The organism is Ruegeria sp. CG3 (genome assembly GCF_056537205.1).
The window spans coordinates 495,647-516,547 of record NZ_JBQFRC010000002.1 but is presented as its reverse complement, the minus strand read 5'-3'; the positions used below and the strand labels follow the sequence as shown (position 1 = coordinate 516,547).

At 59.9% G+C, this 20,901-nt stretch carries 24 protein-coding genes; 14 read left to right on the top strand and 10 right to left on the bottom strand.

Annotation, left to right across the window (positions count from 1 at the left end):
* On the top strand, positions 1 to 321 hold the full coding sequence (trxA, locus tag ACR0NB_RS13125) for a thioredoxin (RefSeq protein WP_093963876.1): 321 nt from the start codon (positions 1 to 3) through the stop codon (positions 319 to 321).
* A 129-nt stretch (positions 322 to 450) separates the two neighbouring features.
* Here trxA and ACR0NB_RS13120 read toward each other — a convergent pair whose 3' ends face one another.
* On the bottom strand, positions 451 to 645 hold the full coding sequence (locus ACR0NB_RS13120; RefSeq protein WP_093963877.1) for a DUF1127 domain-containing protein: 195 nt from the start codon (positions 643 to 645) through the stop codon (positions 451 to 453).
* A 195-nt stretch (positions 646 to 840) separates the two neighbouring features.
* On the opposite strand from ACR0NB_RS13120, the gene hslV reads away from it, so the two are divergent.
* On the top strand, positions 841 to 1,398 hold the full coding sequence (hslV, locus tag ACR0NB_RS13115; protein ID WP_093963878.1) for an ATP-dependent protease subunit HslV: 558 nt from the start codon (positions 841 to 843) through the stop codon (positions 1,396 to 1,398).
* A gap of 3 nt (positions 1,399 to 1,401) precedes the next feature.
* On the opposite strand, the gene ACR0NB_RS13110 is transcribed toward hslV, so the two are convergent.
* Entirely contained in the window at positions 1,402 to 2,643 is a 1,242-nt protein-coding gene (locus ACR0NB_RS13110; protein WP_170361080.1) for an MFS transporter, read from the bottom strand.
* Positions 2,644 to 2,843: 200 nt separating this feature from the next.
* Between ACR0NB_RS13110 and hslU the strand changes: the two genes are divergently transcribed.
* The 3 genes from hslU (at position 2,844) to ACR0NB_RS13095 (ending at position 6,566) form a co-directional block, all read left to right on the top strand.
* Positions 2,844 to 4,151 carry an ATP-dependent protease ATPase subunit HslU gene (gene hslU / locus ACR0NB_RS13105; protein ID WP_480775902.1) on the top strand — a complete coding sequence of 436 codons (1,308 nt, stop codon included), beginning with the start codon at positions 2,844 to 2,846 and terminating at the stop codon, positions 4,149 to 4,151.
* A 100-nt stretch (positions 4,152 to 4,251) separates the two neighbouring features.
* Positions 4,252 to 5,349 carry an alpha/beta hydrolase gene (locus ACR0NB_RS13100; RefSeq protein ID WP_480775901.1) on the top strand — a complete coding sequence of 366 codons (1,098 nt, stop codon included), beginning with the start codon at positions 4,252 to 4,254 and terminating at the stop codon, positions 5,347 to 5,349.
* Between the two features lie 71 nt (positions 5,350 to 5,420).
* Entirely contained in the window at positions 5,421 to 6,566 is a 1,146-nt protein-coding gene (locus ACR0NB_RS13095) for an MFS transporter (RefSeq protein ID WP_480775900.1), read from the top strand.
* Here ACR0NB_RS13095 and ACR0NB_RS13090 read toward each other — a convergent pair.
* Genes ACR0NB_RS13090 through ACR0NB_RS13080 form a run of 3 tightly spaced genes read right to left on the bottom strand, consistent with a single transcriptional unit; the run spans position 6,563 to position 8,846 of the window.
* The gene (locus tag ACR0NB_RS13090; RefSeq protein ID WP_170600768.1) at positions 6,563 to 7,150 is read right to left on the bottom strand and encodes a Smr/MutS family protein; all 588 of its coding nucleotides are present in this window, start codon (positions 7,148 to 7,150) and stop codon (positions 6,563 to 6,565) included. The two genes, ACR0NB_RS13095 and ACR0NB_RS13090, sit on opposite strands and share 4 nt — an antisense overlap.
* Positions 7,150 to 8,190 carry a murein transglycosylase A gene (mltA, locus tag ACR0NB_RS13085; RefSeq protein WP_480763909.1) on the bottom strand — a complete coding sequence of 347 codons (1,041 nt, stop codon included), beginning with the start codon at positions 8,188 to 8,190 and terminating at the stop codon, positions 7,150 to 7,152. Before mltA ends, ACR0NB_RS13090 begins: the two co-directional genes overlap by 1 nt.
* Positions 8,187 to 8,846: a Tim44/TimA family putative adaptor protein gene (locus ACR0NB_RS13080; RefSeq protein ID WP_170340666.1), complete on the bottom strand. Its 660-nt coding sequence runs from the start codon at positions 8,844 to 8,846 to the stop codon at positions 8,187 to 8,189. The genes mltA and ACR0NB_RS13080 overlap by 4 nt, the downstream gene beginning before the upstream one ends.
* A gap of 108 nt (positions 8,847 to 8,954) precedes the next feature.
* Between ACR0NB_RS13080 and ACR0NB_RS13075 the strand changes: the two genes are divergently transcribed.
* Both ACR0NB_RS13075 and secB read left to right on the top strand, forming a co-directional pair.
* Positions 8,955 to 9,449: an FxsA family protein gene (locus tag ACR0NB_RS13075; protein WP_170342605.1), complete on the top strand. Its 495-nt coding sequence runs from the start codon at positions 8,955 to 8,957 to the stop codon at positions 9,447 to 9,449.
* 54 nt (positions 9,450 to 9,503) lie between these two features.
* A complete protein-coding gene (secB, locus tag ACR0NB_RS13070; RefSeq protein WP_170342607.1) occupies positions 9,504 to 10,004 on the top strand; it encodes a protein-export chaperone SecB in 501 nt (166 codons plus the stop codon).
* Positions 10,005 to 10,029: 25 nt separating this feature from the next.
* Here secB and dnaQ read toward each other — a convergent pair whose 3' ends face one another.
* From dnaQ to ACR0NB_RS13050, 4 genes are read right to left on the bottom strand one after another with little or no spacing between them, the layout of a single operon-like run.
* Positions 10,030 to 10,752, bottom strand: a complete 723-nt coding sequence (gene dnaQ / locus ACR0NB_RS13065) for a DNA polymerase III subunit epsilon (RefSeq protein WP_480775899.1) — start codon at positions 10,750 to 10,752, stop codon at positions 10,030 to 10,032.
* On the bottom strand, positions 10,745 to 11,338 hold the full coding sequence (gene coaE, locus ACR0NB_RS13060) for a dephospho-CoA kinase (RefSeq protein WP_170529497.1): 594 nt from the start codon (positions 11,336 to 11,338) through the stop codon (positions 10,745 to 10,747). Before coaE ends, dnaQ begins: the two co-directional genes overlap by 8 nt.
* Positions 11,335 to 12,168, bottom strand: coding sequence for a shikimate dehydrogenase (locus ACR0NB_RS13055; RefSeq protein WP_170433534.1), 834 nt, complete (start codon positions 12,166 to 12,168; stop codon positions 11,335 to 11,337). The genes coaE and ACR0NB_RS13055 overlap by 4 nt, the downstream gene beginning before the upstream one ends.
* On the bottom strand, positions 12,165 to 12,764 hold the full coding sequence (locus tag ACR0NB_RS13050) for a Maf family protein (protein ID WP_480775898.1): 600 nt from the start codon (positions 12,762 to 12,764) through the stop codon (positions 12,165 to 12,167). The genes ACR0NB_RS13055 and ACR0NB_RS13050 overlap by 4 nt, the downstream gene beginning before the upstream one ends.
* 403 nt (positions 12,765 to 13,167) lie before the next feature.
* On the opposite strand from ACR0NB_RS13050, the gene ACR0NB_RS13045 reads away from it, so the two are divergent.
* The 7 genes from ACR0NB_RS13045 (at position 13,168) to ACR0NB_RS13015 (ending at position 20,556) form a co-directional block, all read left to right on the top strand.
* Positions 13,168 to 13,617 carry a CopD family protein gene (locus tag ACR0NB_RS13045; protein WP_170342619.1) on the top strand — a complete coding sequence of 150 codons (450 nt, stop codon included), beginning with the start codon at positions 13,168 to 13,170 and terminating at the stop codon, positions 13,615 to 13,617.
* Positions 13,618 to 13,752: 135 nt separating this feature from the next.
* Positions 13,753 to 15,024 carry a transcription termination factor Rho gene (gene rho, locus ACR0NB_RS13040; protein WP_093963893.1) on the top strand — a complete coding sequence of 424 codons (1,272 nt, stop codon included), beginning with the start codon at positions 13,753 to 13,755 and terminating at the stop codon, positions 15,022 to 15,024.
* A 31-nt stretch (positions 15,025 to 15,055) separates the two neighbouring features.
* A complete protein-coding gene (mnmE, locus tag ACR0NB_RS13035; protein WP_480775897.1) occupies positions 15,056 to 16,342 on the top strand; it encodes a tRNA uridine-5-carboxymethylaminomethyl(34) synthesis GTPase MnmE in 1,287 nt (428 codons plus the stop codon).
* Between the two features lie 3 nt (positions 16,343 to 16,345).
* Entirely contained in the window at positions 16,346 to 18,223 is a 1,878-nt protein-coding gene (mnmG, locus tag ACR0NB_RS13030; protein WP_480775896.1) for a tRNA uridine-5-carboxymethylaminomethyl(34) synthesis enzyme MnmG, read from the top strand.
* Positions 18,220 to 18,843, top strand: a complete 624-nt coding sequence (gene rsmG / locus ACR0NB_RS13025) for a 16S rRNA (guanine(527)-N(7))-methyltransferase RsmG (RefSeq protein ID WP_480775895.1) — start codon at positions 18,220 to 18,222, stop codon at positions 18,841 to 18,843. Before mnmG ends, rsmG begins: the two co-directional genes overlap by 4 nt.
* A complete protein-coding gene (locus tag ACR0NB_RS13020) occupies positions 18,836 to 19,639 on the top strand; it encodes a ParA family protein (RefSeq protein ID WP_315901682.1) in 804 nt (267 codons plus the stop codon). Before rsmG ends, ACR0NB_RS13020 begins: the two co-directional genes overlap by 8 nt.
* A 20-nt stretch (positions 19,640 to 19,659) precedes the next feature.
* On the top strand, positions 19,660 to 20,556 hold the full coding sequence (locus ACR0NB_RS13015) for a ParB/RepB/Spo0J family partition protein (protein ID WP_480633842.1): 897 nt from the start codon (positions 19,660 to 19,662) through the stop codon (positions 20,554 to 20,556).
* On the opposite strand, the gene ACR0NB_RS13010 is transcribed toward ACR0NB_RS13015, so the two are convergent.
* Positions 20,546 to 20,899, bottom strand: coding sequence for a YbaN family protein (locus ACR0NB_RS13010; RefSeq protein ID WP_170370392.1), 354 nt, complete (start codon positions 20,897 to 20,899; stop codon positions 20,546 to 20,548). The genes ACR0NB_RS13015 and ACR0NB_RS13010 overlap by 11 nt on opposite strands.
* Positions 20,900 to 20,901: the final 2 nt, after the last annotated feature.

Genomic DNA, 20,901 nt, shown 5'->3' with positions numbered 1-20,901 from the left:
ATGTCGACCGTAGCCGTAACCGACGAAACCTTTGACGCCGAAGTCAAGAACTCGGACGTCCCCGTCGTGGTGGATTTCTGGGCCGAGTGGTGCGGACCCTGCAAGCAGATCGGCCCCGCTCTGGAAGAGCTGGCGGCCGAATACGGCGGCAAGGTCAAGATCGCCAAGGTCGACGTGGACAGCAACCCCAACTCGGCCGCAGCCATGGGCGTACGCGGAATTCCGGCGCTGTTCATCTTCAAGGACGGTCAGGTGGTTTCGAACCGCGCAGGCGCTGCCCCGAAGGCCGCCCTGCAAAGCTGGATCGACGAATCCATCTGATACCGAACGGAACTCAACAAAAGAAGGCGCTCCTCATCGGGCGCCTTTTTTGTGCATGGTCTGCGCAAAAAGAAAAAGCCGCCCGGAAACCCAAGCGGCCATTCGTCTTTAGTCGAATTCGGTCTGAATTCAGATCTTGGCGATATCTTCGCGGACCAGACCGATATCTTCCAGCTGGGCATCGCTCAGTTGCGACAGCAGCTTGCGGGTCTTGCGGGCGGTGTTCCATTCGGCGACAGCTTCGAAAGCGTGCGAGATGCCGTCCACTACACGCAGGATGGTAGCTGCTCCGAGCGGCGCATGGATGTTTGCGGTGGTTGCCATTTGCGCATTCCTTTTTTGAAACAGCCGACCCTGTGTCGGTTGTAAGCCTCATCTAGTCTTGCGACAGGCGACTCACAATTGCTGGTCCGACAACCCCGTGATGCACGGATTGCATATCTTTTGGGCAGTTTGAGAACGGGTTGCGCGGATCGCGCCTCCGGCCCATATAGGGCATCAACGGATACGGAGGTTTGAATGGCGGAGAACGACTTTCCCGGTTGGCACGGCACCACGATCATCGGCGTCAAGAAAGGCGGCCAGATCGTCATCGCGGGTGACGGGCAGGTCAGCCTGGGCCAGACCGTGATCAAGGGCACCGCCCGCAAGGTGCGGCGCCTGTCGCCCGGCGGGTTCGAGATCGTCGCCGGGTTCGCCGGCTCGACCGCCGACGCCTTCACACTGCTGGAACGGCTGGAAGCCAAGCTGGAGGCCACGCCCGGTCAACTGGCCCGCGCCTCGGTCGAGCTGGCCAAGGACTGGCGCACCGACAAGTACCTGCAGAAGCTTGAGGCGATGCTGATCGTCACCGACGGCCGTGACCTGTTCGTGATCACCGGGGCCGGGGACGTGCTCGAACCGGAACATGACGTGGCGGCGATCGGGTCGGGTGGCAACTTTGCCCTGGCAGCCGCGCGCGCGATGATGGACAGCGACAAGTCGGCCGAGGAGGTTGCCCGCGAGGCCATGGCAATTGCCGCCGACATCTGCGTCTACACCAACGGCAACCTGACGGTTGAGAGCATTTCGGGCTAGGGGTCAGGCCAGCAGGGCCGAAATCTCCTTGCCCTTCCACCGGCGGTGCATCCCGATCAGCCCCAGAATGGCCGAAGCGATCACGATGTAATAGGGCAGGCGGATATCGATGCTCATCAACCCGCCGCCGATCAGCGACATGATTCCACCCGCCAGGCAGAACACGGCCGTGGTTACGCCCATGACCCAGCCCTGATCCGCCTCGCTGACCGACGAGGAGAACAGGCCCAGAAGGGTCGGGTAGGCCACGCCGAACAAGAAATAGAACAGGAACACCGGCACGTAGCTGAGCACGCCGCTGGGGCTGAAGGCAAAGGCAAAGCCGCAGATCACCATGACGATCAGCGAAACATATATGATGTTGTGCTTGCTGAACCGTTCCTGCGCGGGTTTCACGAGAAACGTACTGGAGAAGGCCAGCGCCACACCAATGACGACCATGGCCATGCTGCCGCCGATCACGCCGTAACCAAAAGCGCTGGTCAGGAAATTGTCCACAAACACGTAGAAGGTGACGTTCGCGATCATGAAGAACGCGTAGACGGGCAGGATCTTCAGAACCATGGGGTGGCCACGTACGGCGACCAGGCTGTCGGTCACATCGCGGGGGCGAAAGACGAAGGGTTCGCGTTCGGTTCGGGTATCCTTGAAAAAGAACAGCACCAGCAGGATCGCGATAAGCACCAGGACAAACGCGCCGTAGAATGGGGTCTTGAGCGTGGCAACGCTGCCCAACAGCGCCGCATCCGACAGGACCGCTCCGATGATCGGGCCGCCGACCAGGCCAAAGCTGACCCCTGTCACGATATAACCCATGTTCCGGTCACGATCGGCCGCATCCGTGCTGCCGTCGATCATGGCCGCCTGCGCAATGGGCTGGTTTCCGGCCGTGAACCCGGTGATCGACCGGCCCACGATCAACAGGATCAGGCTGTTGAGATACAGCGCCGCAATGGTGATCGCATAGCCGGCCAGCGCGCCGCCCAGGCAGACCAGAAGTGCATTCTTGCGCCCGATGGAGTCCGAAACTTTCGAGACATAGACGACGCCCAGAAACCAGGACAGGAAGAAACACCCGATCACCAGACCGTAGTAGAAGTGACGGCTGCCCATTGGCGTGCTTTCCGGCAGAAAGCCCGATTTCGTCTCCATGATCAGCGAGTTGATGATCGGAAAAACCAGCCCTTGGCCGATCAAGTCCACGAACACCACGAACAGCAGGGTAATCTTGGCAATCTTGGACATTTCACTCTCCGGGTCCCGCGCACATTCCGCCAACCCTATCAGAGGACACCGAAATCTCCCAACACGGAGGTCAGGAAAGAATTGCATTGGCGCCGGGTCATTGTTAACCAACGCGGCCAAATGTGCGGTCTCGGTTGTTTTTGCCGACCCCGTGCTTACCTAAGCCGCAGCTGACTGCCGACCATCGAAAGGACTGCCCTGTGACCGACCTGACCCCGCGCGAGATCGTCTCGGAACTGGATCGTTTCATCATCGGGCAGAAGGATGCCAAGCGCGCTGTCGCCGTGGCCCTGCGCAACCGCTGGCGGCGCAAGCAGTTGCCGGATGACATCCGCGACGAGGTCTATCCCAAGAATATCCTGATGATCGGCCCCACCGGCGTGGGCAAAACCGAGATCAGCCGCCGCTTGGCCAAGCTGGCCCGCGCGCCTTTCATCAAGGTCGAAGCGACCAAATTCACCGAAGTCGGCTATGTCGGCCGCGATGTTGAACAGATCATCCGCGATCTGGCCGATGCCGCTATCATCCAGACCCGTGAATACATGCGCGAAGAGGTCAAGGCCAAGGCGCATCAGGCTGCCGAGGACCGCGTGATCGAGGCCATCGCCGGCTCGGACGCCCGCGAGAGCACCCGCGAGATGTTCCGCAAGAAGCTGAAATCCGGCGAGCTGGACGACACGGTGATCGAGCTTGAATTGGCCGACACGTCCAACCCGATGCCGATGTTCGACATTCCCGGCCAGCCGGGCGGTCAGATGGGCATGATGAACCTGGGCGACATTTTCGGCAAAGCTTTCGGCGGGCGCACCGTCAAGCGTCGCATGACCGTTGCCGAAAGCTATGACATCCTGATCGGGGAAGAGGCCGACAAGTTGCTGGATGACGAGGCCGTCACCCGCGCGGCGCTGGAATCGGTCGGGCAGAATGGCATCGTATTTCTGGACGAGATCGACAAGGTCTGCGCCCGGGCAGAAACCCGCGGCGGGGATGTCAGCCGCGAAGGGGTGCAGCGCGACCTGCTGCCGCTGATCGAAGGCACGACCGTGTCCACCAAGCATGGCCCGGTCAAGACCGACCACATTCTGTTCATCGCCAGCGGCGCGTTCCATATCGCCAAGCCTTCGGACCTGTTGCCGGAACTGCAGGGGCGTCTGCCGATCCGGGTCGAGCTGCGTGCGCTGACCGAAGAGGATTTCGTTCGCATCCTGACCGAGACGGACAACGCGCTGACCCGCCAGTATACGGCTTTGATGGGCACCGAAAACGTTACCGTCAGCTTTACCGAGGACGGGATCGCCGCGCTAGCCCGGATCGCCGCCGAGGTGAACCAGAGCGTCGAGAATATCGGCGCCCGGCGCCTGTACACCGTGATGGAGCGCGTTTTCGAAGATCTGTCCTTTGTCGCGCCGGACCGTGCCGGTGCGGAAATCGTGGTCAACGCGGCCTTTGTCGATGAAAACCTTGGTGAGCTGACCAAATCCACGGACCTGAGCCGTTACGTTCTGTAACATGATCAGCCGGTTTTTGCCGGTTGGTCCTGCGCAATTATCTGGACGCGTCGGCAGGTTACGCTATGCGTAGCACGTACTGTTGGTCTGGGATCGTTCCGTGCTGCGCTATCTGATCGTTTTCGTCACCGTTTCCGTTTTGGGAGGCTGCGTTGACCGATCCATCTCGGTCACCTTGCCCGAGGCGTTGGACGTCGGCACGGCGCAGACCGTGTTCGCGGCCACCACCCGCGCACGCGAGGCCGATGGCTCATACGGGTATCGTCGCGCTGACCGCCTGCAATTCCTCGAAACCACCGTCTCGATCCCGCCGAACCACCGCCCCGGGACGCTTGAGTTTTCCTATTCGGACCCTAACCCGAGCCGGCAGTTCGTTTTGGCCGGTGTGCGCGAATTTCCGTCCGAGCAGGATCTGAAAGCACGGCTGAACGGCGCCAAGGAAGTCACGATATTTGTTCATGGCTACAACGCCACCCAGACCGAAACCGTTTTTCGCGCGGCTCAATTGGCTCACGACATCGGCCTGCCCGGCAAGACGTTGGTCTATTCCTGGCCCAGCCGAGGGGCCGGGTCGGGCTATGCCTATGATCTGGACAGTATGCTGTTTGCCCGCGACGGGCTGCAACAAACCATATCTACGCTGAAATCCCTGGGCGTCCCGCGCGTGCTGATCGTTGCGCACTCGATGGGAGGCGCGCTGACCATGGAGATGATGCGCCAGGCCGAGCTGCGCGAGCCAGGCTGGTCGCGGCGCAATCTGGAAGGTGTGTTGCTGATCTCGCCCGATCTCGACGTTGACGTGTTCCGGTCGCAAATGGCGGTGATCAAGTCTCCGCCCGAGCCATTCGTGATCATGGTCTCGCGGAAAGACAAAATCTTGAACGTGTCCGGACGCCTGCGCGGAACTGCCAAAGGCGAGCGGCTGGGCAACATCAGCTCGACCGAGAAGCTGGCGCAGTACCCGGTCAGCATCATCGACACCACGGCCTTCAACAAGGATGCGGAGTCCTCGCATTTCGTGGCCGCCACATCTCCGGCACTTCTGTCGATTCTCAACGCGGCGGGCCGGGTCAGCAGGACCTTTGGCCGGGATCAAGGCGGCATTGATCTTCTGGTGCCGCCGGTCGTGCGAAACGATGCCGGCGCGACCGAGGTTGTTCTGACCGAAACCGGGCAGGTGCGGGTCAGCACTCCGTGATAGGGCGAGGGGTCCGCCTTTTCCTTGCGGACAATGCTCCGTGGTTGGGCGCGGGGGTCTTGCTGACCTTCATGTCCAGTTTCGGGCAGACCTTTTTCATTTCGATCTTCGCCGGGCAGATCCGGGCCGAGTTCGGCCTCAGCCACGGCGCATGGGGCGGTCTTTATTCCTTGGGCACGACTGTTTCCGCGATTGTCATGATCTGGGCCGGAGGGCTGACCGATATTTATCGTGTCCGCGTGCTGGGTCCGGCCGTCCTGCTTGGGCTTGCGTGTGCTGCGCTCGCGATGGCGGTCAATCATTGGGTGATCCTGTTGCCCGTGGTCATCTTTCTGCTGCGTCTGTTCGGCCAGGGCATGTGCAGCCACATTGCCATGGTTGCGATGGCCCGGTGGTTCACGGCCACGCGGGGCAGGGCACTCTCCATCGCAACGCTGGGATTTGCCGTCGGTGAGGCCCTGCTGCCCGTGCTGTTCGTCGCCGCCATGGCCTTTGTCGACTGGCATTTTCTTTGGGCGATCTCCGCCGCCATCGCGTTGTTGGGAATACCGGCGTTGATGCGGATGCTGCGTCAGGAACGAACACCACAAAGCCTGGCTCGGGAAACCAGCGCGACCGGGATGCTTGGGCGGCACTGGACACGGCGCGAAACGCTATTGAACCCGCTTTTCTGGTTCATGATGCCGGCGCTCATGGGTCCTTCGGCATTTATCACTGCGTTCTTCTTTCACCAGGTCCATCTGGCGCAGACCAAGGGCTGGGCCCATATCCAACTGGTTGCGTTGTTTCCGATCTATACCGGGGTGTCGATCTTGGCGATGTTCGCCTCGGGCTGGGCGCTGGACAGATGGGGCACGGCGCGGATGATGCCCTTCTATCAACTTCCGATGGCCGCCGGGTTTGCACTGTTTGCGTTCGTCCAGACAATCCCCGGCGCCGTTATCGGTTTGTCCTGTCTTGCCATTTCGGTCGGCGCCAACAGCACGCTGCCCGCCGCGTTCTGGGCCGAGTTCTACGGCACCCGTCACATCGGCGCGATCAAGGCGATGGCTGCCGCCGTCATGGTGCTGGGGTCTGCTGTCGGGCCCGGCCTGACTGGCGGGCTGATCGATCTGGGCGTGCCGCTCAGCACGCAGTTCCTGTGGATCGCCTGGTTCTTCGTGGCAACGTGCGGCATAGTCTGGATCGGTATTCACAGGGCCCGGCGGCTGCTTTAGCGGATCCGCCTAAGATACACATAGTAAGCCCCATCACCGCCATGGCTGATATGGGCCGGACTGACCTGAAGAACCGCTTGGGCCAAGGGAGGCAAATTCAACCACTGAGGCACCTGGTTGCGCAGCACGCCGCGGGGCGTCGGGATTGGGCCGGGTTCGTCCCTGTCCTTGCCTTTGCCGGTGACCACCAGAACCAGTCGTTTTCCCGATGCCTGCGCCGACAGGATGAACCGGATCAAAGCAGGATGGGCCGTGTCGACCCGCATTCCGTGCAGATCCAGCTTGCCTTCGGGCTTTAGCTTGCCGCGTATCATCCGCGCAAAGGCCTTGCTGTCCATCTGTACGGGTGCGGCGCGCAGGCTGTCGCCGATTGCGGGCTTCAAGCTGTGGCCGCGTCCATTTGTCGGTGCATTCTGACCCAGTTCAAAGGCGTCTATCCGCGCTTTGGGGGTTTTTCGCGGCTTGGGTTTCGGCAATGTCGATGGGTGAACGGATTGGGGAATCTCCGGGTGCAGCCGCTCGGTCTGCCGGGTCACCTTGTGCCACAATTCAATCTCGTCTTCGGTCAGCTTGCGGCGGGTCATCAGAACTCATCCGGCAGCATGGCATAAGCGCGTTGGATCGGCAGCAGAACGATCATGCGACCGGGATCCTTGAGCCGGCCTGCTGCCTGTCCTGCGGCGTCCCCGGTTCCGAAAAAGATGTCGGCCCGTTGTGCGCCCTTGATTGCCGAGCCGGTGTCCTGTGCGATCATCAAGCGCCGCAGCGGAGTCTTGCCGTCTTTTTCGACCCAGACCGGCGCACCCAACGGGGTATAGGCCGGGTCCACGGCGATGCTGCGCATTGCGGTGATCGACCGGTTCATTGCGCCCAAAGGACCGCGGTCTGCAGCCACCCGCGACACCTCGCGGAAAAAGACGTAGGACGGGTTGTGCATCAACAGCTCGGCCCCAATCTCGGGGTTCTTGCGCACCCAGGACTGGATCATTCGGGCGCTCACATCATGCGCACCCAGAATACCGCGCCGGACCAGCTCAACCCCAACCGACCGATAGGGGTGGCCGTTGGCCCCGCCATATCCGACACGCACCGAACTGCCATCCGGCAAACGGATGCGCCCCGAGCCTTGAATCTGTAGAAAGAACAACTCGACCGGGTCATCGACCCAGGCGATTTCCAAGCCCCGGCCCTTCATCACGTCACTGGTCAGCAGTTCGCGCCGGCTGAGCCATTGCCCGGCCGCCCGCGCCTCGGGCGGCATCTTGTAGACCGGGTATCTGTAGGTTTCAGTCCGCATCCGCGAGCCGTTCAATTCCGGTTCAAAATATCCGGTGAACAGCGGGGCCTTTTCATCCTCGATCAGGATGGGCCGGAAGAACAGTTCGAAAAAGGCGCGCGCGGCATCGGGCTCGTATGTCCGTGCGGCTGCACACAACGAACGCCAGTCCGGATCGTCCAGATCCCCGCAAGTGTCCAGAAAAACGGACAAAGCCGCGCCGTGGTCATCCTCGGCCCAGCCATCAAGGTCAGCAAATGACAGGATGGATCGCGTCGCCTCAGCTCCGGCGGCATTGGCGGCGGTCAGAACCGCCACCAGCATTAGCGACCGGAGCGTTCCGATCATGCGTCCGTGGCGACAAGCAGCCAGTTCGGATCATCCGCGCCCATGACGCGAGCAAAGGTCCAGCTGTCCTTTTGGCGCTTGATCGTGTTGGGGCTGCCTTCGATGATGTCACCGCCCCGGTCACGCACGACCGACGTCAGCTCGCCGACGAACCGCACGGTGATCTCGGCGCGGTTGGAATCCTTGTCGAATTGTGCATCCACCAGGCCCATCTCACGGACACCGATGAACTCGGCCTCGATCGTCAGGCCCTTGTCTTCGCGATCGGCGACAACCGACACGAAGGTTTCGAAAACTTCCTCGGACAGGAAGGGTTGGATTTCATCCAGGTTGCCCCGCTCGAACCCCATGACGATCAGCTCATAGGCGCCACGGGCGCCCTGCAGAAACTCGCTGACCGAAAAGCTCGGCTCGACACGCTTCATCGCAGCCAGCGTCTGCGCCAATTCGCTGTCTTCGGGAACATGGTCGGTAATGTCACGATCCGGACCGCCGTCGATCACTTCGAAATCACGACGCGACTTCCCGGTGTCGGGTTGCTGCGGCACCGGTGGTTTTTCAAAGCCTTCGCGCGTGCCCAGCACGCTTCTGAGACGCAGGATCAGGAAGATGGCTATGCCAGCCAGCACCAGAAGCTGGATCAGGGGTGAGTTCATTTCGTCCTCTTTTCAGCACCGAGACTTTGTACACGCGGCCTCGTGTCACTATGTAGGTGACAGTTGGTGGCAAGTCCACAGCCCGGCCTATGGGAAAGGATAGCGCATATGTATCTGTTCTTGGCATTTTTATTGGTGCCGATCATCGAAATCGCCCTTTTTATCCAGGTCGGCGGTCTGATCGGCCTGTGGCCGACGCTGGCAATCGTGGTTTTGACCGCCTTTCTGGGTACTGCGATGGTGCGGACACAAGGTCGCATGGCGATGGGTCAGCTACAGCGCGCCTTTTCCGAACTGGACGACCCGACCGAACCGCTGGCCAATGGTGCGATGATCCTGCTGTCGGGTGTTCTGCTGATGACACCCGGGTTCTTCACCGACGCAATCGGCTTTGCGCTGCTGGTTCCCGGGGTGCGGGCCGCGGTTTTTCGGTATCTCAAGTCGCGGGTCACGATTACCCAGTTCCAGATGGGCCCCAGCCCGCAAGACGGGGCGGCGCGCGATCCGTTCGGTGGGGATGACATCATAGATGGAGAGTATTCGGAAGTGCGCACAAAACCCGCGCAACCGTCGAAATGGGTGGAAGGGCCGCACCAGCATTGAGGTGCCCGGCCCAACTTGATAAGCAGTGGCGAATTTAAATTTTGGAGCGGATCCATGACCGAAGAAACCGCCGCCGGCACAACCGAGCCTCAGGCAGCCCCCCAAATCCAGATGCGCATTCTGGGACAGTTCATCCGGGACATGTCCTTTGAAAACGTGATGGCGCAAAAAGGCGTCTCGGGCGACGTGCAGCCCGAGATCTCGGTCCAGGTGAACCTGGATGCGAAAAAGCGCTCGGCCGACCACCAATACGAGGTGTCGATCAAGCTGAACCTCAAGTCCAAGGCCAAGGGTCTGGAGGACATCCTGTTCCTGTGCGAGATCGATTATTGCGGCCTGTTCCACGTAGAAGGTGTGCCGAATGATCAGTTGCACCCGTTCCTGATGATCGAATGTCCGCGGATGCTGTTCCCGTACCTGCGCCGCATCGTCAGCGACATCACCCGCGACGGTGGCTACCCGCCGGTCAACCTCGACAACATCGATTTCGTCGGCCTGTACCGCAACGAGTTGATGCGCCGTCAGGCCGAAGCGTCCGACAAAACCGAAGCGTGACTAGGCAACCCGCATCTGACCCAGGTCAGGTGCGGGACCACAGGGCGTTTTCGCCCAGCTTTTCGACAAATGCATCATGCGCAGCACGCTCATCCTCGGTAATCCGGGGCTGCAGTGGGTTGGGCCGAGGACCGGGGCGCCAGATGTCGCCACCGGTTGAACTTTCGGCAGACGCCGAGGACAGGCCGAAATCGGGTTGGCGCCCGCCGATAAGTTCCAGATAGACCTCTGCCAGGATTTCCGAGTCGAGCAACGCGCCGTGCAGAACCCGGTTCGAGTTGTCGATGTTGAACCTCCGGCACAAGGCATCCAGCGAGGCGGGCGAGCCGGGAAACCTCTTGCGCGCGATCGCGAGCGTGTCCAGCGCCTGCTCTATCGGGATCGGAGGCAGACCCATCCATCCCAATTCGGCATTGAGGAACTTCATGTCGAATGAGGCGTTGTGGATCACCAGCCGCGCATCCCCCACGAAATCGCGGAAGGCCTGCCCGACCTTCGCAAAGACGGGTTTGTCCTTCAGGGTGATCTGGCCGGGTTCGGGTTTTTGCGGCGGCTCCAGCAGGTCAGGGCCGATGCCGTGCACGCCGAAGGCCTCGGCCGGCATCGAGCGTTCGGGGTTGATGTAGACGTGATAGGTCTCGCCCGTGGCGACGTGGTTCCACAGCTCGATAGCCCCGATCTCGACGATCCGGTCGCCGCTTTCGGGATCGAATCCGGTGGTTTCCGTATCCAGTACGATTTCACGCATCTGTCAGTCCTGCCCTGATCTGCCTGACCACATCCTGCACCTGTGCGCGGGCATGGTCCAGAGTGTCGGTGACGATCACGAAATCCGCCCGCGCGCATTTTTCGTCATTCGGCATCTGCTTGGCGCGGATCTGCTCGAACTGCGCCTCGGTCATCGTGCCCCGCGCCATGACGCGGCTTTTCTGCTCGTCCGGGGGGATCGAAACGCAGGCCACCGCATCCATCTGCGCGTCGCCGCCGGTTTCGAAAAGCAATGGGATGTCAAAGACAAGGATGTCCGACTTGGCCGCCTGTCGAAACGCCTCGCGATCCTGGGCCACCAGCGGGTGCACGATGACTTCGATCCGTTTCAACGCGGTCGGATCGGCACCGATGATCCGTTTCAGGACATCACGGCTGACAGCGCCATTCTCGATGGCCTCGGGAAATGCCGCTCGGATCGGCGCGACCGCCGCGCCGCCGGCCGCGTACAGCCGATGCACCGCGGCGTCGGCATCCCACACGGCGCAACCTTCCTGCGCGAACAGGTCGGCGGTGGTGCTTTTGCCCATGCCGATCGACCCGGTCAGACCCAGCGCAAAGCTCATCCCAGAACCGCTGCGCGGGTTTCTTCCGTAACCTCGGGGCGCAAGCCGAACCACCGCTCGAACCCGGGCACCGCCTGATGCAGCAACATGCCCAGCCCATCGACGACGGTACAGCCCGCAGCCTCGGCCTGTTCCAGAAGGCGGGTCTTCAACGGCGTGTAGACCAGATCAGTCACCACCGTTCCCGGCTGCAACCCGTCCAGCGGGACGCGCAGCTCGGGCTGACCCTGCATACCCAGCGACGTGGTGTTCACCACCAGTTCGGCGTTTTCGATCACGTTTCCGGCCTGGACCCAATCGACCACGGTGATGCGCTGGCCAAATTCCTCTTTAAGGTGATCGGCGCGCGACCGCGTGCGGTTGGTCAGCAGGATCTCCGGCACGCCGGCCTCGGCCAGCGCCTGCAGCACCGCCCGCGCGGCCCCGCCCGCGCCGAACACCACCGCCGGGCCATCCTGCGGCACCCAATCCGGCGCGCCCGCGCGCAGGTTCTGCATGAACCCGTACCCGTCGGTATTGTCTGCGTGAATCGAGCCATCGGACCGGAACACCAGCGTGTTCGCCGCCCCGACCACCGAGGCGCGGTCCGACACATGATCGGCCAGGCGCAACGCGGCCTCTTTGTGCGGAACAGTAACATTGGCCCCCACGAACCCGGCCTTGGGCAAGCAGCGCAGGACCGTTTCAAGATCGGCAGGCGCAACATCCATCGGCACATAATGGCCCGGCAAACCATAGGTCTTCAGCCAATAGCCATGCAGGGCAGGCGATCGGGAATGGGCAATCGGGTGTCCGATGACTCCGGCCAGTGGAATGCGTTTGTCGGTCATTGTTCGATCACCCCTCGGACCGCTAGAAAATTGAGCAGCTCCAGCAGGGGCATACCCAAGACGTTAAAATAGTCGCCGTCAATGCTGCTGAACAGGCGCACACCCTCTTCTTCCAGCTTGTAGGCCCCGACCGCATGGCGAATGCTGTCCCAGTTGCGCGCGACATAGCCCTTCAGATAGGCATCCGAACTGGCGCGCATCCGCAACCGCACCTGACCGACATGGCGCCAGACCGGTTCGCCGTTCTGATAGATCACCGCCGCCGACATCAGCATGTGACGCTTGCCGCGCATCGCCTTCAACTGCGCCAGCGCCACTTCGGGCGTTTCGGGCTTGGACAGCAGGCGTCCGTCGAAATCCAGAACCTGGTCACAGCCCAGAACCATCGCGCCGGGCGTCTTGTCACTGATCTTGCGCGCCTTGAGCTCGGCCAGAGCGTCGGCGATGTCGCGGGGCGGCGCGCCCTCAGCCAGAAGCGCGCGTTTGGCGGTATCCTCGTCCACGCGGGCGATCTGGACGGAAAACGGCACTCCGGCGTTCCGCAGTAACTGCGCGCGGATCTCGGACCCCGAGGCAAGAACGATGGGGACAGTCATGTGGAAAACCCCGTGGGCAAGTTGATCATTGGTTTTGAACGGTTTGTATGGTTTTCCAGTTGACACGCAAGCCCGCGATTTCGGCCTGAAACTTCCCCGAGTCGCTCAAAGACTGTCCGGTCGGGACAAGGATAACTCGGGATCTTGGGATTTCCTGTTCATCAAAAGATGTCCCTTGAGTTATCCCCAAGTCAGATCCGCGGTGTGTAACTTAACTTTTTGTTTTTATTACGTAAAAACTGAAATCACCAGAATCGCCCAGTTTTGGAATTTATTCATCCACCTGGGGAAAACTGGCGGACAAAACAATAATCCACGGATTTTGCCCACCCTACAAAACCATCATCCTTTCTCTTTTCTATTTTTTTTATTAGGGAGGGTCCGACCAGTGCCGGGAAACCCGATGACCGATCTTCTCTTCACGCTGTACCCTTGGGTGAAATCGCTTCACATCATGGCGGTGATCTCGTGGATGGCGGGTTTGTTCTATCTCCCGCGTCTGTTCGTCTATCACGTTGAAAAGGCGCAAGCGGTAGACGGCGCGCCTGAGATATTCTTTGAAATGGAAGAAAAGCTGCTGCGCGTTATCATGCGGCCGGCGATGATCGTGGCCTGGGTCTGCGGCCTGATCATGGTGTTCACTCCCGGCATCGTCGGGTGGGACTGGTCATGGCCCTGGGTCAAGGGCGCTGCGGTGATCGGCATGACCTGGTTCCATCACTGGCTGATGGCCCGGCGCAAGGATTTCGTCGAAGGCCGCAATACGCTCACAGGGCGCCAGTACCGCATGATGAACGAGGTTCCGACCGTTTTGATGGTCATCATCGTTCTGGCGGTCATTCTGAAGTTCTGAGGGCCATTTCCGCACCGGTTTGACTCGGGCGGCGACCGGCCTTATGTAGGGTTCAACCCATCCGTCCGGATGGCGCATCTTCCTGTTTGAAATTCAACGCTGTGTCGCACCCTTGCGGCCAAGGTCCGTATCATCATGACAACCGAATCCCTGAATCTGGCCGATCTGAAGGCCAAAAGCCCCAAAGACCTTCTGGCCATGGCCGAAGAGCTCGAGATCGAAAACGCCTCGACCATGCGCAAGGGCGAGATGATGTTCCAGATCCTGCGCGAACGCGCGGATGAGGGCTGGACCGTGGGCGGTGACGGTGTGCTTGAGGTGCTGCAGGACGGCTTCGGCTTTCTGCGCTCGCCCGAGGCGAACTATCTGCCCGGCCCGGACGACATCTATGTCTCGCCCGAGATGATCCGCCAGCACTCGTTGCGCACCGGCGACACGGTCGAGGGCGAGATCAAGGCCCCCGAAGAGAACGAGCGATATTTCGCGCTGACGAAGGTGACCAAGATCAACTTCGAAGACCCGGAAAAGGCGAAACACAAGATCGCCTTTGACAACCTGACGCCGCTCTATCCGGACGAGCGGCTGAAGATGGAGATCGAGGACCCGACCATCAAGGACAAGTCGGCCCGGGTGATCGACCTCGTTGCACCGATCGGCAAGGGCCAGCGGTCGCTGATCGTGGCACCGCCGCGGACCGGTAAAACGGTGATTCTGCAGAACATCGCGCACTCGATCGAGCGCAACCACCCGGAATGCTACCTGATCGTCCTGCTGATCGACGAGCGCCCCGAAGAGGTGACCGACATGCAACGCTCAGTGAAGGGCGAGGTGGTATCCTCGACCTTTGATGAACCGGCGACCCGCCACGTAGCCGTGTCCGAGATGGTGATCGAAAAAGCCAAGCGCCTGGTCGAACATAAACGAGATGTTGTTATTCTTCTCGACTCGATCACAAGACTTGGTAGGGCGTTCAACACCGTGGTGCCGTCCTCGGGCAAAGTTTTGACCGGTGGTGTGGACGCCAACGCCCTGCAGCGGCCCAAACGATTCTTTGGTGCGGCGCGCAACATCGAAGAGGGCGGTTCGCTGACCATCATCGCCACCGCGCTGATCGACACCGGCAGCCGGATGGACGAAGTGATCTTTGAAGAATTCAAGGGCACCGGCAACTCGGAGATCGTTCTGGATCGCAAGATCGCAGACAAGCGGGTGTTCCCGGCGATCGACATCCTCAAGTCCGGCACCCGGAAAGAGGATCTTCTGGTCGACAAGGGCGATCTGGCCAAAACCTTCGTTCTGCGCCGTATCCTCAATCCGATGGGCACAACCGACGCGATCGAGTTCCTGTTGTCCAAGCTGAAACAGACCAAGACCAATTCCGAGTTCTTCGACTCGATGAATACCTGATACGGTCTTGTAACCGACGCGAGGCCTTCGAATGGATACGATATTCGCCTTGGCCAGCGCGCAAGGCAAGGCAGGGGTTGCTGTTATCCGCCTGTCAGGACCGCAGTCGCACCACGCGGCCAAGGTTCTGTCGGGTGGAGATTTGCCGTTGCGTGGCATGTGCCTGCGTGAGTTGCGGGCACCTGACGGGTCGCGTCTGGATGACGGGCTGGTCCTGACCTTCCACGGTCCGTCCAGCTTTACCGGCGAAGATGTGGCCGAGTTGCAGATCCATGGCAGCACGGCTTCGGTCAACGCGGTTCTGCGCGTCTTGTCCGAAATGCCGGATCTGCGACTGGCTGAGCCGGGCGAGTTCACCCGGCGTGCTCTTGAAAACGGGAAGATGGACCTTGCCCAGGTCGAAGGCCTAGCTGATCTGATCGACGCAGAGACCGAGGCCCAGCGCAAGCAGGCCCAGACCATCCTGGCCGGTGAATTGGGCGACTTGGCGGAACGGTGGCGGCGGGATTTGATCCGGGCGGCCTCGTTGCTGGAAGCCGTCATCGATTTTGCCGATGAAGACGTGCCAACGGATGTGTCACCCGAAGTCCGATCGCTTGTGACTACTGTCATGGCGGATCTGGAGCGGGAGGCGAAGGGCGTGAGGATTGCTGAGCGGATTCGCACCGGCTTTGAAGTGGCTATCGTCGGCCCGCCGAACGCGGGCAAGTCGACCTTGCTGAATGCGCTTGCGGGCCGAGAGGCGGCAATTACTTCGGAATATGCTGGCACCACCCGCGATATTATCGAGGTGCGGATGGATTTGGCAGGCTTGCCGGTCACGCTGTTGGATACGGCCGGGTTGCGCGAAACCGAGGATCATGTAGAGGGTCTTGGGATCGCTCTGGCCAGAAAGCGGGCGGAAGATGCCGACCTTCGCGTTTTTCTGACCGAGGACCCGCAAGCTTTGGGAATCGGTATGCAATCCGGCGACATCCAGGTGCTACCGAAGTCCGACCTTCGTTCAGACGGGACCGATGGTGTGTCGGGGAAGACAGGTCAGGGAATCGACCGCCTGATCCACAACATATCGGTAGTCTTGAGAGAACGAACCGCAAGTTCTGGTATTGCCACCCGGGAACGTCATCGTGTTGCAATGCTGAAATCCTCGGCCGCTCTGTCCGAATCGCTCAGCGTTCTGGATTCCGGCCCGGACCTGTACGATATTGCAGCAGAAGAGCTGCGAACCGCCATTCGCGCGTTGGAGTCTTTGGTCGGTCGAGTAGATGTGGAAAATCTGCTGGACGAAATTTTCGCCAGCTTTTGTTTGGGTAAATGAGGAGTGTTTCACGTGAAACATTCGGAGTTTGACGTCGTTGTTATCGGAGCGGGGCATGCGGGGGCCGAGGCGGCCCATGCCGCGGCCCGGATGGGTACGCAGACAGCTTTGGTGACACTTTCGGAAACCGACATCGGTGTCATGTCGTGCAATCCAGCGATAGGCGGACTTGGAAAAGGCCACCTCGTTCGTGAGATCGACGCGCTGGACGGCGTCATGGGGCGGGTAGCAGACCGGGCGGGAATCCAGTTTCGCCTTCTGAACCGTCGAAAAGGGCCGGCTGTTCAAGGGCCCCGTGCGCAGGCCGACCGCGCGCTGTACCGGGCTGCAATGCAACAGGAAACGACGGCGCGCAAGAACCTCGAGGTCATTTCCGGAGAAGTCATAGATTTCCGAATGGACGGTCATCGCGTTGCCGGGGTGGTTCTGTCCGATGGATCTGAAATCCCAGCGAAAGCGGTTATTCTGACCTCGGGAACGTTTCTGCGGGGCGTGATCCATATCGGCGATGTTCAGAGGCCCGGAGGCCGTATGGGCGACAGGCCGTCTGTACGACTGGCTGAGCGGTTGGATAGCTATGACCTGCCGATGGCGCGGCTGAAAACAGGAACGCCTCCTCGACTTGATGGACGCACGATCGACTGGGACGGATTGGAACGGCAGGACGGTGATGATGACCCGACCATGTTCTCATTCTTGTCCAAAACACCGGTGGCGCCGCAGATATCCTGCGGCATCACTCACACGAACGCGCAAACCCATGAAATCATCGAGAAGAACCTGAGTCGCTCTGCGATGTATGGGGGGCATATCGAGGGAGTGGGGCCGCGATACTGCCCTTCGATCGAAGACAAGATCGTTCGGTTTGCGGATAAGGACTCTCACCAGATTTTCCTGGAGCCTGAGGGCGTCAATGACCACACGGTGTATCCAAACGGGATTTCGACCTCGCTGCCGCAGGATGTCCAAGTCGAGTATGTCCGATCCATCAAAGGCCTTGAGTCGGCAGTGATCCTGCAGCCGGGCTACGCCATTGAATACGACTATGTGGACCCGCGTGTGTTGAACGCGTCCCTGGCCTTGCCGGAGATCCCGGGACTATATCTTGCAGGGCAGATCAATGGAACCACAGGATATGAGGAGGCGGCCGCTCAGGGCTTGGTCGCAGGCCTGAATGCCGCGTTGGAAGTTCATGGGCGAGATGCGATTCATTTTACCCGAGCAAATAGCTATATTGGTGTCATGATCGACGATCTGACTACACGGGGCGTGGCGGAACCGTATCGGATGTTTACCTCGCGTGCCGAATTCCGTCTGTCCTTGCGCGCGGACAATGCGGATCAACGCCTTACACCGCAAGGCCTGGGAATTGGGTGTATTTCGGATCATCGCCGCCTGGCTTTTGAAACCAAAATGGAAAAGCTGAGCGCTGTGAAGTCAGTATTGACCGAACGGACCTATACCCCCAAGGAAATTCGCGCAGCTGGGATCGAATTGAATCAGGATGGTAACCGCAGGGACGGAATGGCAATCTTGGCATTTCCGAACGTGTGCTTCGAGGATCTTGTGCCGCTGATCCAGCAGCTGGACGATGTCGACCAAGACACCCGTCGGCAGATCGAAAGGGACGCGCTCTACGCTAACTATATAGCTCGGCAACAACGAGACGTCGAAGCCATGAAGCGCGACGAAACCCATGCCATACCCGCGGATTTTGACTATTCCTCGCTCACAGGTCTTTCGAATGAGTTGAAGCAGAAGCTGTCAGCCGCGCGGCCAGAAAACATTGCCCAGGCGAGCCGCGTGGAGGGTGTTACGCCTGCTGCTTTGACCTTGGTACTGGCAAAACTCAGAAGCAGTCAGAGAGCAAAAAAGGCATGAACGGCGACTCGTGCGCTTCGCCTGATAGCTTGAGTGTTTCACGTGAAACATGCGAAAAGCTGTCAATCTTTGTCGATCTTCTGCGGAAGTGGAATCCAAAGATTAACTTGGTTTCGCGCAGCACTTTGCCTGAAGTTTGGTCGCGGCACGTAAAGGATTCGATCCAGGTCTTTCATTTGGTTGAGCCGAAGAATCACTGGGTCGATCTGGGAAGCGGTGGAGGATTTCCGGGGCTGGTCTGCGCGATACTGGCCTCTGAAGCTTCGCCTGAGACGGAATTTACCCTGGTTGAGAGCGATCAGAGAAAATCGGCGTTTTTGCGCACCGTCATCCGTGAAACCAAGGCCAACTGCTCGGTGATTTCAAAGCGGATTGAGGCTGTTGAACCCTTGGGCGCTGATGTCCTCTCCGCAAGGGCGCTCGCAGACCTGACGACGTTATTGTCATTTTGTGACAGGCATTTAAAGGAAGATGGAGTGGCCGTGTTTCCCAAAGGTGCCACCTGGAAAAAAGAAATCGACGCGGCACAACGGGAATGGAATTTCACCACGGAGACGGCTAATAGTTTAACTGACCCCCAGGCTGTCATCCTGAAGATCAAAGGAGTCTCACGTGGTTGATCTGTCGCGCCCTGCAGGACCTCGTATCATGGCGGTTGCCAATCAGAAGGGTGGGGTTGGCAAGACCACGACAGCGATCAATCTGGCGGCGGGTTTGGCCGAGGCGGGATGCAAGGTTCTGGTCGTGGATCTGGACCCGCAGGGAAATGCGTCCACCGGGCTTGGAGTCGAGGATCGTGATTGGACCACGTATGATTTGATCTTGGACGAGGCGCCCTTGGAGGCTGTCGTACAGGAAACCGAAATCGAAAACCTCAGTATCGTTCCGGCCACGGTTGACCTCAGCTCGGCAGATATTGAGCTGATCTCGAATGAAAAACGCAGCTACTTGCTGCACGACGCGCTCAGGCAACCGGCGATCGACAAATTCGGTTTTGACTTCGTTCTGATCGACTGCCCGCCGTCCCTCAATCTGCTGACAGTCAACGCAATGGTGGCGGCGCATTCGGTGTTGGTTCCGTTGCAAAGCGAGTTCTTTGCGCTGGAAGGCCTTTCGCAACTGATGCTGACGATCCGAGAGGTTCGCCAGTCCGCGAATCCAGACCTCAGAATCGAAGGTATTGTGTTGACCATGTATGACAACCGCAACAACTTGTCCCGGCAGGTCGAAAAGGATGCGCGTGACAATCTGGGAGAGATGGTATTTAAAACCAAGATACCCAGAAATGTCCGGGTCAGCGAAGCGCCGTCATTTGCACTTCCGGTCCTTCAATATGACTCGGGGTCTCTGGGGGCGATGGCGTACCGGCATCTGGCACGCGAAATCATGCAAAAGAATAAGAAAGTGGCTGCCTGAGCGGCTGTCAGGAGGGCGAAGTGAGCGCCAGAAAAGGAAAACCTCGCGGATTGGGGCGCGGCTTATCCGCCTTGATGGCGGATGTATCACAGGATCCTGAAGGCCGGGTCACGGCTGAACCACGTCGGCCGGACATGAAGGTTCCGATCGAGAAGCTGCGGGCAAACCCGAATCAGCCGCGCCGCACATTCTCGCAGGATCAACTGGACGAGCTTGCTGCCTCGGTCAAAGAGAAAGGGATCATCCAGCCCCTGATCGTTCGCCCGGTCGGCGGCGGCGAATATGAAATCGTCGCGGGTGAGCGCCGCTGGCGCGCCGCGCAGATGGCACAGTTGCACGACATTCCGGTCGTCGTGCGCGAATTTGACGACACCGAAGTACTTGAAGTCGCCATCATCGAGAATATCCAGCGCGCTGATCTAAACGCCGTGGAGGAGGCCGCTGGCTACAAGCAATTGATGGATCGGTTCGGCCACACCCAGGAAAAGTTGGCCGAAGCCCTGGGCAAAAGCCGCAGCCATATTGCCAACCTTCTGAGGCTGCTGTCCCTGCCGGGTGACGTTCAAGCCCTTGTTATTGAAGGTAAACTTTCGGCCGGACACGCACGCGCCCTTATCACGGCGGATAACCCGTCCGAACTGGCGAAAATCGTCGTGAAAGACGGCTTGTCAGTTCGCGCGACCGAGGCGCTGGTCAAGAAGCAGCAACAGGGCGACAAAGATCGTCCCGCACCGCGGTCGCGTGACCTGAATGCAGGTAAGGACGCGGATACGCGGGCCTTGGAAAAAGACCTTTCCGCGATTCTGGCGATGAAGGTGGTCATCAACCACAAGCCCGGAACCGAGACCGGGCAGGTCGTGCTGACCTATGAAAACCTGGATCAACTGGATGATCTCTGCGCCAAGCTCAGCCGTTAGGGCGTGACCAGATAAAGATCATCACCGCGCCCAAGGTCACGGCCTGAATAATCAGCACATGGCTGGGCACAGAGACCAGAACCGACAAACCAAAGACGGCGGCAACCGACAGGGTCGCCGCCTTTTTTGCGGCTGGCCGGATCGCGCCCGAGGTTTGCCAATCAAGGATCAACGGGCCGAAGGTTCGGTGAGACATCAGCCAGTCGTGCAGGCGGGAAGAAGAGCGCGCGAAACAGAAGGCGGCCAACAGTAGGAACGGAACGGTAGGCAGCAGGGGCAGGGCAACACCGATCATGGCCAACGCGACGCAGAGCAATCCAAATGTGGCCCACAAATAGTGCATGA

What these genes read in the sequence shown, in the direction of transcription:
- trxA (WP_093963876.1), top strand. Translation starts at nt 1, where the DNA reads ATGTCGACCGTAGCCGTAACCGACGAAACCTTTGACGCCGAAGTCAAG.
- ACR0NB_RS13120 (WP_093963877.1), bottom strand. Translation starts at nt 645, where the DNA reads ATGGCAACCACCGCAAACATCCATGCGCCGCTCGGAGCAGCTACCATC.
- hslV (WP_093963878.1), top strand. Translation starts at nt 841, where the DNA reads ATGGCGGAGAACGACTTTCCCGGTTGGCACGGCACCACGATCATCGGC.
- ACR0NB_RS13110 (WP_170361080.1), bottom strand. Translation starts at nt 2,643, where the DNA reads ATGTCCAAGATTGCCAAGATTACCCTGCTGTTCGTGGTGTTCGTGGAC.
- ACR0NB_RS13095 (WP_480775900.1), top strand. Translation starts at nt 5,421, where the DNA reads ATGTCCAGTTTCGGGCAGACCTTTTTCATTTCGATCTTCGCCGGGCAG.
- ACR0NB_RS13090 (WP_170600768.1), bottom strand. Translation starts at nt 7,150, where the DNA reads ATGACCCGCCGCAAGCTGACCGAAGACGAGATTGAATTGTGGCACAAG.
- mltA (WP_480763909.1), bottom strand. Translation starts at nt 8,190, where the DNA reads ATGATCGGAACGCTCCGGTCGCTAATGCTGGTGGCGGTTCTGACCGCC.
- ACR0NB_RS13080 (WP_170340666.1), bottom strand. Translation starts at nt 8,846, where the DNA reads ATGAACTCACCCCTGATCCAGCTTCTGGTGCTGGCTGGCATAGCCATC.
- ACR0NB_RS13075 (WP_170342605.1), top strand. Translation starts at nt 8,955, where the DNA reads ATGTATCTGTTCTTGGCATTTTTATTGGTGCCGATCATCGAAATCGCC.
- secB (WP_170342607.1), top strand. Translation starts at nt 9,504, where the DNA reads ATGACCGAAGAAACCGCCGCCGGCACAACCGAGCCTCAGGCAGCCCCC.
- dnaQ (WP_480775899.1), bottom strand. Translation starts at nt 10,752, where the DNA reads ATGCGTGAAATCGTACTGGATACGGAAACCACCGGATTCGATCCCGAA.
- coaE (WP_170529497.1), bottom strand. Translation starts at nt 11,338, where the DNA reads ATGAGCTTTGCGCTGGGTCTGACCGGGTCGATCGGCATGGGCAAAAGC.
- ACR0NB_RS13055 (WP_170433534.1), bottom strand. Translation starts at nt 12,168, where the DNA reads ATGACCGACAAACGCATTCCACTGGCCGGAGTCATCGGACACCCGATT.
- ACR0NB_RS13050 (WP_480775898.1), bottom strand. Translation starts at nt 12,764, where the DNA reads ATGACTGTCCCCATCGTTCTTGCCTCGGGGTCCGAGATCCGCGCGCAG.
- ACR0NB_RS13045 (WP_170342619.1), top strand. Translation starts at nt 13,168, where the DNA reads ATGACCGATCTTCTCTTCACGCTGTACCCTTGGGTGAAATCGCTTCAC.
- rho (WP_093963893.1), top strand. Translation starts at nt 13,753, where the DNA reads ATGACAACCGAATCCCTGAATCTGGCCGATCTGAAGGCCAAAAGCCCC.
- mnmE (WP_480775897.1), top strand. Translation starts at nt 15,056, where the DNA reads ATGGATACGATATTCGCCTTGGCCAGCGCGCAAGGCAAGGCAGGGGTT.
- rsmG (WP_480775895.1), top strand. Translation starts at nt 18,220, where the DNA reads ATGAACGGCGACTCGTGCGCTTCGCCTGATAGCTTGAGTGTTTCACGT.
- ACR0NB_RS13010 (WP_170370392.1), bottom strand. Translation starts at nt 20,899, where the DNA reads ATGCACTATTTGTGGGCCACATTTGGATTGCTCTGCGTCGCGTTGGCC.